This is a genomic window from uncultured Metabacillus sp. (genome assembly GCF_947503125.1).
Lineage (GTDB): Bacteria > Bacillota > Bacilli > Bacillales > Bacillaceae > Metabacillus.
Map to the genome: position 1 here is coordinate 1 of NZ_CANNCR010000004.1, position 14513 is coordinate 14513.

Consider the following 14513-nt stretch of genomic DNA (forward strand, 5'->3'; position numbering starts at 1 on the left):
CATTCTTTTAAAAACTTAGAAATGTAATTAATTTTTGATTAAATGCATGACCTGAGAGAAGGTATGAATAATTCAGGTTTTATAATAGGATCATTGATAAACAGTACGCTTTTGTTGAATTTTATGAAAGGCAACCTTGGTGTTCCATGTTAACCAAAAAGCCATAGCGCTTCCAAAGAAAAAAATAAACAAACCGGCAAACTTGGTAAAGACAACAAAGATCGTTAAGCATCCTCCAACCATCATAACGCTATGAAATATTCTTGTAATACTTACAAATAAGACATTTTTTAAAAATTCTCTAAGCGAAAGTCTTTTTTGGACAAAAAGCGGGAACATAAACGGGAGCATGATGATAAATAAAAAGCCTACAGTTATCATAAGATAACGAAGCATAAAAAAGAATGTTCCTTCTTTTTGAAAAAAGAATTGAAGATTAAAATAAAGGAGTCCAGCAGCCGCTGTTAAAAGTATTCCAAGCAGCTGTGAACGAAGAAATTCTTCTTTGAATTTAGTGAAAAATGTTTTAAAAACTGGTATATCTTTATTTCCGCTCATCCATTCATTTGCAATATAGAACATTGATACTGTGGAAGGGAAAAGTCCAAAGACACCCAAACCTGCAAGTGTAAATAATACCCACAATGCATTCAGGTAGAGTAAGCGATAGATCCAATCAAATATGTTCATTAATTTATTCATATGAACCACCCCGTTCCACATTTTTACTTATTAACTCTTTGAACCAGTCAAAGCAATACCTTCGATAATTTGTTTTTGCGCAATGACATATACGACAAGGACCGGAATAATAGAAATCGTTGTTCCTGCCATCATTAATGACCAGTCTGTAAAGTATAGACCTTTAAATGTATTTAACAGTAAAGGCACGGTAAACTTTTCAGGTGTTGACAAATAAATTAATGGCTCAAGGAAACCGTTCCAAATGCCCATGAAAGAGAAGATACCGAACGCAGCCAAAGCTGGGCGTATTAAAGGTAAAATAACACTCCAATAAATACGTAAAGGATTTGCACCATCTATGACAGCAGCTTCCTCCAACTCATTTGGAATCCCTTTGATAAATTGGCGTAATAAAAACACACCAAAAGCATTAAATAAACCAGCGGGCACAATTAAAGCCAAATGGGTATCAATCCAGCCAAGTTTATCCATAATTATATAAAGCGGAACCATTGTGACTTGCTTTGGAATCATCATCGTTGCTAAAAATAATATGAATAAAACATTTGAACCTCGAAAGCGAATTTTTGCAAAGGCATATGCAGCCATAGAGCAAGTTAATATATTTAAAAACACAACCAGGGCAGTAATATAAAAACTATTAAAATACGCTTTTCCAAATGGCATGGCTGTTAATGAGTTCGGATAATTCTGGAAGGTTACTGGGTCTGGCAGCCATTTCGGCGGAACAAGGAAAATTTGTGACATATCCTTAAGCGAACTGCTAATGGTCCACAAAAATGGCGCGACCATTAAAAAAGCACCGATGATTAACACAATGTGAAGCAATATTCTTGTTGGTCTAATTTTCTTACCAAGGCTCACTGAAATATTTCGATCAACAACCGTTTTCGTTTGAACATCACTAGTCTTCATAATGAACCCACCTTTGTGACATCTTAAACTGGAGTAAAGTAAACAATAGAATAATAACGAATAGGATCATCGCAGCAGCCGAGCTCACGCCCATTTCAAAGTCAACAAATGCTGCTTCATAAATATGATAGACGAATGTATAGCTTGATTTTGCTGGTCCTCCACTTGTCATAACAAACGCTTGGTCAAAGACTTGGAAGGATGAAATAATCGCCATAATCGTGATAAAGAATGTTGTTGGTGACAATAACGGCAATGTAATATGACGGAATTGCTGCCATTTATTTGCACCATCAATTTCAGCTGCTTCATAATAGGATCTTGAAATCCCTTGGAGCCCTGCTAAGAAAATAACCATGTTATGACCTAATCCCCACCAGATACTTAACAAAGCGATTGAAGGCATAACCCATTTTGTATCTGTCAGCCATTTCGGCCCTTCAATTCCAATATTCGCCAAAAGTTGGTTGAGGATTCCGAAATCACCGTTTAAAATCCACATCCAAATGACCCCGATTGATACAGAGCTTGTTACTACTGGCATGAAATAAAACAAACGATAAAAGTCTTTTCCCTTAATTTTATTTAAAGCAATAGCAACAGCTAATGAGATTCCGATACTAAAAGGAATAACAAGAATGGTGTAGTATACAGTATTTATTAATGCTTTCCAAAAATCAGGTTCTGTGAATTGATCTTTATAATTTGCTAGACCGATGAACTCTTTTGCTCCAAATCCGTCCCATTTCATAAAGCTCAACGCTAATGTGAAAAGCACTGGAATTAATGAGAATGCTAATAAACCGATTAACTGAGGTGCAAGAAACGTATAACCCCAGAGATTTTGACGACTTCTCAATGGTATCACCTTCTTTTGTATTGATAAGGAGAGGACTGTCTCTAAATCAAAGGGTCAAAACTCACCGAATACAATATAGCAGAACTATTTGTAAATTGGAGGAGTCAGACCCTTTTTAAGACAGGCCCCTAATTGACTAATTACTCAGCTCTGTGTTCCTCAATCATTGCTTTTGCTTTTTTAGCAAGTTTGTCTACTGTTGTTTTAGCATCGTCTTTACCGAGATACATTAAGTCCATAATGTCATTAACCTCTTTGTCCAATCCTGGAATGGTTGATTGGATAGCATTAGCAAATCCTTGCTCACGAGCATTAATGATGACGTCTACGTGCTCAGGAACTTTTGATTCTGTTACAACTTCATCAATACCGTTGACAGATGGAATTGCGTTACCAATACCAGTTAAACGGTCTTTTTGTCCAAGAGTAGAAGTATAGTAAGATGCGAATTTCATCGCTGCTTCTTTGTTTTTAGAATCATTATTTACAGCCATATATGCTGTTGGGATTGCAACTGGCTCGGTTTTGTTTTCAGTGTTTGATGGCCAAGAAATATAATCCCACTCTAAAGATTTGTTTTCGTGGAATAATGGTGTAAACCATCTGCCTGCAGCAACCATTCCAACTTGTCCAGACATAAACATTGCTTCTGCTCCTTGACCTTTTGGAAGAGATCCAGTATACGTGAAGTTTTTGTCTTTTACCATTTTTGCAAGGAATTCCATTGCTTCGGTTCCCTTAGGATTTTGGTCTAATACAAAGTCACCAGTTTCTTTGTCATAAATTTCTCCCCCATTCGCCCAAATCCAGCTAAATAAAGAAGCCCAGCCGTTATCTGCGATAAATCCATATTTTCCGCCATCACGTAATTGGTCTGTCACTTCTTCCATTGCGGCGAAATTCCATTCACCAGCATCGAAATATTCTTGAGGAGATTTAATACCTAATTCTGAGAATAATTTTTTGTTGTAGTAGAGTAACATTGGGTTACAGTCAACAGTAATACCGTAAATTTCATCATCTTTTTTCGCAGCACCCCATAAACCTTCAGCAAATTCCTCAGGTTTTGCATAGCTTTCTGAACTATTCATAAATTCGCTAAGCGGAGCTAATTTTCCAGTTTCGATAATTTTTGAAATATCACCGTCACCCACGTAGAATACATCTGGAGCTTGACTTCCTTGAAGTTGTGTCTGCAATTTTTGAATATACCCATCACTTGGGATTGGCACAAGTTTCACTTTGATGTTTGGGTTTTCCTTCATGAATCCATCAACAGCTTTTTGGTAAACTTTAATCTCTGCTGGATTTCCCCATGCTGAAAATGTCAAATTAATCGTTTCACCAGAACCATTTGAACCTGAATAAGATGAACTAGAACTACTAGAATCGCTGCAGCCTTGTAGAACCGGTACCATTACAAGCAATAATACAAGAAATAAAAATGCAAGTTTTGTTTTCTTCATACATTTACCCCCTATTTTATAATTCGGTAACTTTTGATTAGACACTTTCTAGTAACGAAACCTAAAAAAGCTTGATAAAATCTACATGTATAAGTATGCCTCACCTCCTTAAGTTCTTAGAAATAATAGAAAGCGTTTTCATTTCTGTTAGTTGTGGTAAAGAGACTGAACTTATCGTTCCATAAACCTGTCTAATAAGTCGACTACAATAATGATTTTACAGTCTCTCTTTCAATTATCGAGTGCGGGAGAATACAGGTTTGATTAAATGGTTCATCCTTCATTATGGCGATAAGATGATCTACAGCTAACTCCCCCATCTTTTCTAATGATTGCGATAACGTTGTCAGACGTGGAAACGACATTTCAGCAAGTTGTGTATTATCATAGCCGATGATTGAAAGCTGTTCTGGAACGTTTATTCCAAATTGGTGTGCCTTATTAAGAGCACCGACAGCCATTTCATCACTGGCCGCAAAAACTGCTGTAAATTTACTGTTTTTATTTAATAATGCTTCCATACAAGCACTGCCGCTTTGATATGAAAAATTACCAAATTCAATTAATTCATCATTCAGCTCTATTTCGTGATCAGCCAAAGCCTGTTGATAACCCTTTAACCTTGGCTTGCCAGCTATTGCATCTTTAAACGTACCGCTTATCATGGCAATTGATGTGTGACCTTTGTCGATTAAGAAGCTTGTTGCATCATAAGCAGCCTGATAGTCATCAACTTTTACAAAAGGATAAGGAAATTCTTCACTTATTGATGATACAAGAATGACTGGTATGTCGGTTTTTTCAAGTGCTTGATGTACTTGCTCTGTTAAATTCTGACTCAAAAAAATGATGCCATCTACTTGTTTTTCTTTTAAAAATTCAACATATCTTAGGGTTCTTTCACCGTTAAGGGATGCATTGCAAATAAAGACACTGTAATGATGATCATTTGCTGTTTCCTCGATCCCATGCAGGACCTTTGTGGAAAATAAAGAAGAGAGCTCTGGCATAATAACAGCTATTGTTTGCGTCTTTTTCCTAACAAGTCCCCTGGCAATTGCATTTGGTGAAAATTGCAATTCAGCTATTGCTTTTAAGACTTTTTCTTTTGTTTCCCTTGAATATCCCTTTTGATTGTTATTCAAGACTCGAGAAACGGTTGAAATCGAAACACCAGCCTTTTTAGCCACTTCTTTTATCGTTGATTTCATTTCTTCACCTTTTAAGAAAACGTTTTCTTTTAATCTATTTAACTAAGAATATAATCGAAGGTGGGAAACAAGTCAATACTATTTTTTCCTTTTTTCTAAAAATTGCTGCTTAAAGGATAGTTATGAAATCAGGTTAACAAGTTAACTTAAATACTAATGTTTTTTACTATTTATTAACTAATTTTTACTTCATACTTAGAGATTAACAGAAAATTCAAACGCTTACAACTACTTTTTCTAAATTTTTTCTCCTATCTTTTCGTATAACTGACAAGTGAAACTTAACTTTATAATAGTAAAATAATCCTATTATATTGCGTATTCATACTAAATAAACATAACCATATTTACTAAATTTCTTTAAAATTTGACTTTAATGTTGTCCTTGCAAATTAGCTTTGGAATACGTTATTTTTGAGTCTTTTTATGGTGTAAATTATCGGATCGATGTATGAACGCTTTATTTTTTACCTAAACTAATGAAAGGGAGGTAATGAAAATGAACCAACTAACGATTTTACTTATAAAGTTTGTTACATGTATGATTGCTTTTGGCCTTGGTTTAGATTTATTTTTTGATGCAACGATAGTGGATATTGTTTCCTTTAGTTTATTTGTAACTATTGTTTCGTATGTTTTAGGAGATCGTATTATTTTGCCGCAATTAGGGAGACGGGCAGCAACAGTTGCAGATTTCGTGTTAACCTACTTAAGCGTATGGATTTTCGGAAGCATCCTCTTAGAGAACTATATGCAAATTGCTTGGGGGAGCATTATATCTGCCGTGATTATAACAGCAGTTGAGGTTTTTGTTCATTTATTTTTACAGGAGCGTGTTACAGGAGCTCTTCCAGAAAGAAGAAATGCCGGGATAAATCCTTCATTAGCTTTTGGGACAGAATTTGGAGAAGAAGAGGATTTTACAGATCTAAAAAAATCAGACAAAAATTAAAAAACTCGTTTGAATGCAAAAAACCAACTGCGTTTTAGATTTCAGTTGGTTTTATTGTTGAACGATATCTCTATTTAGCCAAAAATTTCTTTGGCGAGCCGCTTTCCTGTTGGAGTTGCTGCTAAACCTCCTTCTGCTGTCTCCTTAAGAGCATTTGGCATCCTTTGGCCGATTCTATACATGGCATCGATTACTTCATCACAAGGTATTTTACTTTTAATGCCAGCTAATGCCATATCCGCAGCTGTGATTGCATTTGAAGCTCCCATTGCATTGCGCTTTACACATGGCACTTCAACCAAGCCTGCAACAGGATCACAGACTAATCCAAGCATATTCTTTAATGTAATTGCCATAGCTTCTGCCGATTGTGCAGGTGTACCTCCAGCTAGCTCAACAATTGCCGCCGCTGCCATGCCGCTTGCAGAGCCCACTTCCGCCTGACAGCCGCCAGCTGCACCTGAAATGGATGCATTATTTGCTACGACAAACCCGAACGCTGCTGCCGTAAATAAAAATTCAATCATTTCCATTCGTGTTGGATTTAACTTTTCTTTAACGGCAAACAAGGTACCTGGAACAACACCTGCTGAACCAGCTGTGGGTGTTGCACAAATGGTTCCCATTGCTGCATTTACCTCGTTTGTTGCGACTGCCTTGCTTACCGCGTCTAACAATACATTCCCCGCCAAGGCTTTTCCAGTTTTTAAATAATTCTGAAGTAAGACGGCATCCCCGCCTGTAAGTCCTGAAAAGGATTGAACACCTTTCAATCCGCGTTCAATTGCCTGCTCCATCACCGTTAAATTCCGGTCCATCTTTTCAATAATTTCTTCTCTTGAAAGACCTGTGACTTCGATCTCTTGTTGGATCATCACTTCTGCTATTTTCACTTGTTTGCTTTCTGCAAGCGCAACAAGCTCTGTTACATTTCTAAACATCATTATCCCTCCAAAGAACTGTCATTACTCGACCATTCGGATCGTTTGAGTAATATTCGGCAAGCTCTCAATCTCCTGTATGACGACGTCATCGATCTTTTGATCCACTTCAATGACCATCATTGCCATATTGCCTTTTTCCTTACGAGATACTTCCATCCGTCCAATATTTAATTGATATTTTGCTAAAATATTCGTTACACCTGAAATTGCTCCATAACGATCTTGGTGTACAACAAGAATCGCCGGATATTCGCCTGACAATTTAAGTTTAAAGGAATTTAATTCTGTAATTTCAATTGAACCGCCGCCAATTGAAATTCCTACAATATCGAGCTTATGTTCACCATTTGATAATTGAATTCTAACTGTATTTGGATGATCAGTCACAATATTTTCAGCGATAAATTCAATTTCAATCCCTGCTTGCTCAGCTAATTGCAAGGCTTTGGGAATTCGTTCATCAAAAGTATCAAAGTCGAGCAAACCGCCAACGATTGCTACATCTGTTCCATGTCCTTTGTATGTTTTAGCAAATGAGCCATATAAGGAAATAACAGCTCGTTTTGGTTCACGACCAAATAATGTTCTTGCAACACGACCGATACGTGCTGCCCCAGCAGTATGTGAGCTTGATGGTCCAATCATGATCGGACCGATAATATCAAAAGCAGATTTATATTTCATTTGTTCTCACCCCTAATAGTTTATGCAGCATTTTTTACAAACTGTGAACCCCTTTTTATTTATTTCAAGTATATATTTTTTCGTTTTGTAATCGCTTTCAAGGTATATGTTACCGAATGGATAGAATTTCACATAACTCCTTTTCACAAAAGTATCTTAACATAATATATACATATTAAAAATGTTTTTTTATCCCCTATGAAAATTTTGTAAAATTCAATTTAAACTTAATATTAATTGAACGTAACATTCTACCATTTCTTTTTGAAAGGCAATTAGAGCAGAAATTAATATTATTTCTGTAGAATTATTTTATCATTCGGAATAGAGAAAAAACCGCTAAAGTATAATTCCTTAGCGGCCTTTTCATATTTTCCTAATTTTAAAAGACAGAAGTATTGGCATCAATCATTTTTTCCGTTGTCTTCCATAGTTTAGGAAGAAACTGGATCACGTCGTTTCCTCTGCGAATAAGATCACTTGTAGTTGTTATTCCGATATCTGCAAGGAGTGCTTCAAAGGCTGGAGTTCGTTCACGTTGCAAACTTTGCGGTGCGTCTGCAGCTAATATTTTATGGCACCGTGCAAATGTTGCGACAATCCAAAAAACTGTTTCACGATGATATCCTGTACGAATTAAATGACGGCTTCCATCAATAACAACCGGTCTTGCCGCTGAAGTAATATCTGTACTAAAAAAGAAAGGTGTCTTTGAAACTGCTGCAGCAAGATCAAATGTTTGGGCAAGCTGATCAAGATGCCCTTCAACTTGCTGAGGAGTTAGGTCGGCACAGCCGAGCAATTCCATTAATTCTGTATAGACGTCAGCAAACCCGTATTCCATAAGCACTTTGCGAGCAGCGAGATAGCGAAGCCTTACCGTTGGATTTTGCAATGCTGCAACAAGAATGACATGTGTAGTGATACCAGTCGGAAACACCCATGATGTCACTTGATCATGAAATGGCGCAGAATGATCGAACCCGCGAATACCATTTTCAACTTTACTTCTTGCATTTTCACAACGTTTTGTTACCCATTCCCGTTTAGCAAATTGCTTCGATACTTCCGTATAAAGTTTCTGAAAATGTCCTGTCGGGTCAGCAATGATGGTATTCACTCGGAAACTGCCTGCAAGGTGATAGGAAGTTAAAACCTCCTCGACTGTACCGAACAGATCCCATGATAAGTAGGTGACTTCCAACAATACATTCTTATATACAAATTTACCAAGCTTAAGCGGTACTTCCTCTTTGGAAGTGACCACGACAACATCCACATCAGAATACGGTGACATTTCTGCATCTTCAGGCATTCCCACCGTTGATCCGCTGAAATACGCTCCCATAAACCATTTTTCCTTACTGGCATTCTGTAAAACCCATTCAGTTGCAATTGACATGGCCTTGCTAACCTTCATCAAGAACACCTCTCATTAGTATTTGACCGATGGAATAAAGTACATCTGGGATCAATTCTTTTACAACACTTCGTTTCTTTTTTGCAAATAACGATATAATATCACACTCGCTACCGAACAAAGTAAAGCACATAATCCAATAAAAATAAAACCTGCCTGAAATCCTCGGGTTAAACCAATCTCCGCACCATAAAGGCCGCTAAACCATTCTTTGAAAATATCAATAATGGCGCCAATTAGAAAATTCCCCACTACAACAGCAATCCCCATTAAGGTTACTGTAAAGGAAATCGCTGCATCAATACCATTTGGATAGCGCTTTGCTAATAATGCCATCACTGTAGGATAGATCGGTGCAATTCCGAAACCTGCAAGGGCAAATAACCATACTGCAGTTGAACCGATTAACGTAGCAAGAATTGTTGCAAGACCTGCAATGGCAGAAAAGATGATCAGTGAGGTCATAAATCCAATTTTATCTGTCACGAATCCAAGCAAAAGCCTTCCTAGCATAAAGCATAGGAAAAATACGGATAACATAACAGATGAAGAGGTCGCGCTCCACTGATAAGATTTTTCTAAAAAATTAACAAGCCAGCCGGCGATTGATAACTCAGCAATCACCCCTAAGGAAAGGATTGTGATGATTAACCATGCTGCAGGGTCTTTTATATACACTTTTAAGGGTATTCTTTCCTCAATTTTCGCATGATCCTCTGGAAACCTGCTGAAAATAGCTGGAATCATCGGAATTAAACAAAGGGACAGCATTAGCACATACATTCCGCGCCAACCTAATTCACCACCAAAAAGATGCATCCCCATTAGACCGGTCGCCATGATTGGAGCAGCGGTTGAGCTTAATCCATAAAAGAAATGCGATAAATTCATCATAAATCCGGTATTTTTCGTAAAAACCCTCGCAGCCAAGATCGCTAAAGCGATTTCAAGCATTCCGTTGCCAATATACATTAAGAAATAGGAAAGCGAAAACATCGCATAATGACTTGAAAAATAAATGAAAAATCCAGATAACGTCATGGAACCAAATGCTAATAAGCTCGAAAGCTTAATTCCATATTTAGATGTTAAAACTCCTGTAAAGCTGCATGCAAGCAAAAATCCAAGTGAATTAAACGCCAAAAGCATACCAATTTGCAGTTCATCGATCACAAAATCCGTTTGCATTCGCGGGATTGCCGGTCCCTTAATATTCTCAGAAAAGCCAAAGACTAAATACCCAATAAAAATGACGAGAAAAGGGAGTGGTATGTATCGCCTGCTTTGACGAACCTGTTGTACTGTTTCTAATTCCATTCACAAAAACCTTTCTATATATTTATTTTTAAAATCCATAAACTTACTATTTACTAGTATACAAGGTTTTTGAAAAAGGGGACAGTCCCCCATCGCTTTAAAGTAGTGAGGGACTGTCCCCTTCATAAAGTTCGTATGCACGTATTGTTTTTTTCATTTTTACTTGTTCTATTTGTGGGTTTTCTTTCTTCCGTTTGTTCATTTCTTTATGTTCGTTCACATGTTCTTCTCTTGAGATCCATGCTTTAAATGCGTCATGTGATTCCCATTTTGATACGTAAACAAATTCTACGGTGTCCTTGTTTTCTCGGCGCCAGCATTCAAAATTAACTAGTCCTTTTGCCTTTCCAAGCTCTGATTTATCTTTTTCATGCTTTCTTACAAGACGTTCCTCATAAGCTTTTTCAATTTCAAAAACAGCAGTGTTAACAAACATGTAGATCATCCTTTCAAATCTATTCATAATAATATCTAGCAATCTTATAATCCTTATATTTTCAGCTGATTTGTGTAAAGATCATGATAAAACCCGAATTGATTCAATAATTCCTCATGGTTTCCTTGCTCGATGATTTCCCCATCTTTGATAACTAATATCCGATCAGCCTGCTCAATTGTCTTAAGCCGGTGTGCGATTACAAAGCATGTTTTTCCTTTAGTCAGATTGCGAAGCCCTTTTTGTATCTCTACCTCTGTTCGAGTATCAATATTTGCCGTTGCTTCATCAAGAATTAAAATATCTGCATTGGACAGAATCGCCCTTGCGATTGAAAGAAACTGCTTTTGTCCTTGACTAATATTTGATCCTCCTGATTTAATCACCGTGTTATATTGATCCGGCAAATGTTTAATAAATCCGTGGGCTGATGCTGTTTTCGCCGCATGGATAACCTCTTCCTCTGTTGCATCCAATTTGCCATAGCGGATATTTTCCATTACCGTTCCGGAAAATAAATAAGGATCCTGCAAAACGATTCCAATTCTTTTGCGTAATTCTCTTAATCTATAATCCTTGATATTCCTGCCATCAATAAGAATTTCTCCAGATTGAATATCATAAAAGCGCATAAGCAAATTAATGATTGTTGTTTTACCAGAGCCTGTTGGTCCCACTAAGGCGATCATTTCACCAGCTTTTGCGAAAAAATGAATATTCGAAAGGATTTTCTTATCATTGTTATAGCTAAAATCAACATCGATAAATGTAATATCCCCTTGAAATCGATTGACTGGACGTGCGTCTTTCTTATCTTTTAGATCTGGAACTTCATCCATTGTTTCAAAAACGCGTTCCGCACCTGCTAAAGCAGCTTGAATCGAATTAAGCAGGTTTGACAACTGATTAATCGGTCGAGTAAATTGTCTTGAATAGGTAACAAAGGAAGCGATGACCCCCACCGTTGTCATCCCTTTTAACGCCATGATTGCACCAACACCGATAACTAGCCCCAATCCAAGATTACTTAGGAAGTTATTAATTGGACCAAGGAAGCCTGAGAACATATCAGCTCGCATCGCAGATTGGCGTAACCGTTCATTCACTGAATGAAATTGTGTAAATGTTTCCTCCTCCTTACCGAATAATGTGATCACTTCACCGCCGCTTATCGATTCCTCTATAAAACCGTTCAGCTCTCCTATATCTTTTTGTCGTCTTGAAAAGTTTTCCCGGCTGAACCCGATAATCTTCCTTGTTACAAACAGCATAAGCGGAATCGTCACAAAAGATACAAGCGCAAGTATCCAATCCAATGAAAACATGGCGATCGTCACTCCGGCTATGGTTAAGATAGAAGAGATAATTTGGATCACACTTTGACTTAATGCCTGATTCAGGTTATCAATATCATTTGTAAACCTGCTCATCAAGTCTCCATGCTTATGACGATCAAAAAAGTGTAAGGAAAGTGTCTGAAGCTTCGTAAATAAATCTTCGCGCAAGTTCCCAATTGTTTTTACCGATACATTGACCATCATATACGCCTGCAGCCATGTAAAAAGAGATGCACCAATGTATATTCCCAGCAGCATCACTGCCATTCTGATTGTCCCAGTAACATCCCCAGGGATAATATAATGGTCAATAATCACGCCAATATAATAAGGTCCTAATAAGCTCAATAAGGAGGAAATGATGACGAAAACTCCAGATAACACCAAACCTGCTTTATGTCTCTCCATATAATTCCACACTCGCAAAAGGGTTGCTTTCGTATCCTTCGTTTTAGCAGCTGGTCCTGTCATTCTTCCTTTTGGACCGATGCCTGTTGATTGTTGTATTCGTGATAGGGATTGATTGCTCAACTTACTACACCTCCCTTTTGTGCTTGTGTATGATATATTTCTTGATAGACTGGGCAATTTCTAAGCAATTCTTGGTGGGTGCCGAGTCCTACCATTTCGCCTTCATCCAGCACAAGGATTTTATCTGCATGAATAATTGATGAAAGTTTAGAAGCGATGATAAAGGTTGTTGTATGAAGATACCTTGTTTCCAAAGCCTTTAGAATACTGGCTTCTGAACGTGCATCAACTGCTGAAGTAGCATCATCTAAAATCAACATCGCCGGCTTTCGAATAAAGGCTCTCGCAATCGATAGGCGCTGCTTTTGTCCACCTGAAAGATTTGTCGCACCTTGTGTTAACTGATGCTCATAGTCTGTTTCTAACTTTTCAATAAACTCAGCTGCACATGCATCCTCTGATGCGGCTGTTAGCTCCTCAAATGTTGCAGAGGTTTTTCCAAATTTGAGATTGCTTTTGATACTTCCTGAAAATAAAAACGGTTTTTGAGAAATATACCCAATGGAAGCACGCAAATCTTCTAAATTTATCGTCTTTATGTTTTTTCCATCAATAAGAATTTCTCCCTCATCAGGGTCGTACAATCTAGGCAGCAGTTTCATTAACGTCGTTTTTCCGCTGCCTGTCGGACCAATAATCCCAATCTTTTCACCATTTTGAGCAACAAAGGAAATATTCCTTAAAACATGTTCACCATTTTTACTATAGGAAAAAGAAACATTCTTAAACTCAATGGTTCCATTGGTCGAAAAGTTATTGGCAGAAACTGTATTGCTTTCAAGCTTATTTTCTGTTTCCAGCACCTGTTGAATCCGAGCAGCCGACGGTACAGCACGAATCAGCTGCATTAATACCATACTGCTTGACATTAAAGCCATAAGGATAATGTTCAAGTAATTGATAAACGCAAGGATCACACCAACCTGAAGCGCTCCTCCATTCACTGGCATGACACCTAGAACAAGGGAAATTACAATACCAATATTAATGACGAGCAGCAAAATCGGCATAAGGACCGTAATGATTTGATCAGCATGTATTGTTGTTTTTGTTAATGTATCATTTACAATCTTAAACTGGCCAATCTCGTAATCTTTCCGGACAAACGCTTTGACAACCCGTATTCCTGCGATGTTTTCCTGCAGCTTTGTATTAAGCTGATCCATCCCTTCCTGAACCCGCTTAAACCAGACACCGGCCTTTTTGGAAAGCAGGATAATAAAAAATAGCAGAATCGGAACTAGAATGAACAATAGAGGAAACAGCTCTCGTGCCTGAAAAAAGACAATGATAATGCTGCCAATAAAAAGCAGCGGTCCCCTGACAAACACACGGAGCGTCATCATCAATGCTGTTTGAACCACGGAAATATCACTAGTTAAAATCGTAATTAATTTACCTGAACCAATATGATCACGATTTTCATTTGATAAAGATGTTGCTTTTTTAAACACATCTCTTCTAATATCAGTAGCAAAATTGACCGCAGCACGTGTACTGTAAATTGCGCAGCCTGCCCCCCCAAAGAGGCCAATTACCGCAGCACCAATCATAAGAATGCCCATGCTTATGACATAATTCATATCACCATTAGCAATCCCATTATCAATCATTTTTTGCATAATCATTGGCTGCAGGAGATCCATCGTGACCTCCAACGCCATTAATAACGGGGCAAGCAAGACAAATAGTTTATATGGCTTTGTGAACGATAACAGTTTTTTGACAGATTTCAT

Annotated in this window: 13 protein-coding genes; 1 reads left to right on the forward strand and 12 read right to left on the reverse strand. The window is 37.6% G+C overall.

The window, feature by feature from the left end; translation table 11 throughout:
• Positions 1 to 90: 90 nt before the first annotated feature.
• From Q1B07_RS04485 to Q1B07_RS04505, 5 genes are all read right to left on the reverse strand, one after another.
• On the reverse strand, positions 91 to 702 hold the full coding sequence (locus Q1B07_RS04485; RefSeq protein ID WP_299089164.1) for a DUF624 domain-containing protein: 612 nt from the start codon (positions 700 to 702) through the stop codon (positions 91 to 93).
• A gap of 30 nt (positions 703 to 732) precedes the next feature.
• On the reverse strand, positions 733 to 1620 hold the full coding sequence (locus Q1B07_RS04490) for a carbohydrate ABC transporter permease (protein ID WP_299089162.1): 888 nt from the start codon (positions 1618 to 1620) through the stop codon (positions 733 to 735).
• Positions 1610 to 2479, reverse strand: a complete 870-nt coding sequence (locus Q1B07_RS04495) for a carbohydrate ABC transporter permease (protein ID WP_299089160.1) — start codon at positions 2477 to 2479, stop codon at positions 1610 to 1612. Before Q1B07_RS04495 ends, Q1B07_RS04490 begins: the two co-directional genes overlap by 11 nt.
• A 140-nt stretch (positions 2480 to 2619) precedes the next feature.
• Positions 2620 to 3945, reverse strand: a complete 1326-nt coding sequence (locus Q1B07_RS04500) for a sugar ABC transporter substrate-binding protein (RefSeq protein WP_299089158.1) — start codon at positions 3943 to 3945, stop codon at positions 2620 to 2622.
• Between the two features lie 203 nt (positions 3946 to 4148).
• Positions 4149 to 5156 carry a LacI family DNA-binding transcriptional regulator gene (locus tag Q1B07_RS04505; protein WP_299089157.1) on the reverse strand — a complete coding sequence of 336 codons (1008 nt, stop codon included), beginning with the start codon at positions 5154 to 5156 and terminating at the stop codon, positions 4149 to 4151.
• A gap of 499 nt (positions 5157 to 5655) precedes the next feature.
• Between Q1B07_RS04505 and Q1B07_RS04510 the strand changes: the two genes are divergently transcribed.
• A complete protein-coding gene (locus Q1B07_RS04510; RefSeq protein ID WP_299089156.1) occupies positions 5656 to 6108 on the forward strand; it encodes a YndM family protein in 453 nt (150 codons plus the stop codon).
• Between the two features lie 74 nt (positions 6109 to 6182).
• On the opposite strand, the gene sdaAA is transcribed toward Q1B07_RS04510, so the two are convergent.
• From sdaAA to Q1B07_RS04545, 7 genes are all read right to left on the reverse strand, one after another.
• Positions 6183 to 7049 carry an L-serine ammonia-lyase, iron-sulfur-dependent, subunit alpha gene (gene sdaAA, locus Q1B07_RS04515; RefSeq protein WP_299089154.1) on the reverse strand — a complete coding sequence of 289 codons (867 nt, stop codon included), beginning with the start codon at positions 7047 to 7049 and terminating at the stop codon, positions 6183 to 6185.
• Between the two features lie 24 nt (positions 7050 to 7073).
• Positions 7074 to 7736 carry an L-serine ammonia-lyase, iron-sulfur-dependent subunit beta gene (sdaAB, locus tag Q1B07_RS04520; RefSeq protein ID WP_299089153.1) on the reverse strand — a complete coding sequence of 221 codons (663 nt, stop codon included), beginning with the start codon at positions 7734 to 7736 and terminating at the stop codon, positions 7074 to 7076.
• A gap of 382 nt (positions 7737 to 8118) precedes the next feature.
• Complete coding sequence (locus tag Q1B07_RS04525) at positions 8119 to 9156, reverse strand: hypothetical protein (protein ID WP_299089152.1); 1038 nt, start codon at positions 9154 to 9156, stop codon at positions 8119 to 8121.
• 60 nt (positions 9157 to 9216) lie between these two features.
• Positions 9217 to 10473, reverse strand: a complete 1257-nt coding sequence (locus tag Q1B07_RS04530; RefSeq protein WP_299089151.1) for a sugar MFS transporter — start codon at positions 10471 to 10473, stop codon at positions 9217 to 9219.
• 97 nt (positions 10474 to 10570) lie between these two features.
• Complete coding sequence (locus tag Q1B07_RS04535; RefSeq protein WP_299089150.1) at positions 10571 to 10909, reverse strand: antibiotic biosynthesis monooxygenase; 339 nt, start codon at positions 10907 to 10909, stop codon at positions 10571 to 10573.
• A 53-nt stretch (positions 10910 to 10962) separates the two neighbouring features.
• A complete protein-coding gene (locus Q1B07_RS04540) occupies positions 10963 to 12717 on the reverse strand; it encodes an ABC transporter ATP-binding protein (protein WP_299089170.1) in 1755 nt (584 codons plus the stop codon).
• Between the two features lie 56 nt (positions 12718 to 12773).
• A complete protein-coding gene (locus tag Q1B07_RS04545) occupies positions 12774 to 14513 on the reverse strand; it encodes an ABC transporter ATP-binding protein (RefSeq protein WP_299089149.1) in 1740 nt (579 codons plus the stop codon).

Coding starts and splice junctions, on each gene's coding strand:
- Q1B07_RS04485 (WP_299089164.1), bottom strand. CDS start 702: ATGAATAAATTAATGAACATATTTGATTGGATCTATCGCTTACTCTAC.
- Q1B07_RS04490 (WP_299089162.1), bottom strand. CDS start 1,620: ATGAAGACTAGTGATGTTCAAACGAAAACGGTTGTTGATCGAAATATT.
- Q1B07_RS04500 (WP_299089158.1), bottom strand. CDS start 3,945: ATGAAGAAAACAAAACTTGCATTTTTATTTCTTGTATTATTGCTTGTA.
- Q1B07_RS04505 (WP_299089157.1), bottom strand. CDS start 5,156: ATGAAATCAACGATAAAAGAAGTGGCTAAAAAGGCTGGTGTTTCGATT.
- Q1B07_RS04510 (WP_299089156.1), top strand. CDS start 5,656: ATGAACCAACTAACGATTTTACTTATAAAGTTTGTTACATGTATGATT.
- sdaAA (WP_299089154.1), bottom strand. CDS start 7,049: ATGTTTAGAAATGTAACAGAGCTTGTTGCGCTTGCAGAAAGCAAACAA.
- sdaAB (WP_299089153.1), bottom strand. CDS start 7,736: ATGAAATATAAATCTGCTTTTGATATTATCGGTCCGATCATGATTGGA.
- Q1B07_RS04525 (WP_299089152.1), bottom strand. CDS start 9,156: ATGAAGGTTAGCAAGGCCATGTCAATTGCAACTGAATGGGTTTTACAG.
- Q1B07_RS04530 (WP_299089151.1), bottom strand. CDS start 10,473: ATGGAATTAGAAACAGTACAACAGGTTCGTCAAAGCAGGCGATACATA.
- Q1B07_RS04535 (WP_299089150.1), bottom strand. CDS start 10,909: ATGTTTGTTAACACTGCTGTTTTTGAAATTGAAAAAGCTTATGAGGAA.
- Q1B07_RS04540 (WP_299089170.1), bottom strand. CDS start 12,717: ATGACAGGACCAGCTGCTAAAACGAAGGATACGAAAGCAACCCTTTTG.
- Q1B07_RS04545 (WP_299089149.1), bottom strand. CDS start 14,513: ATGAAATCTGTCAAAAAACTGTTATCGTTCACAAAGCCATATAAACTA.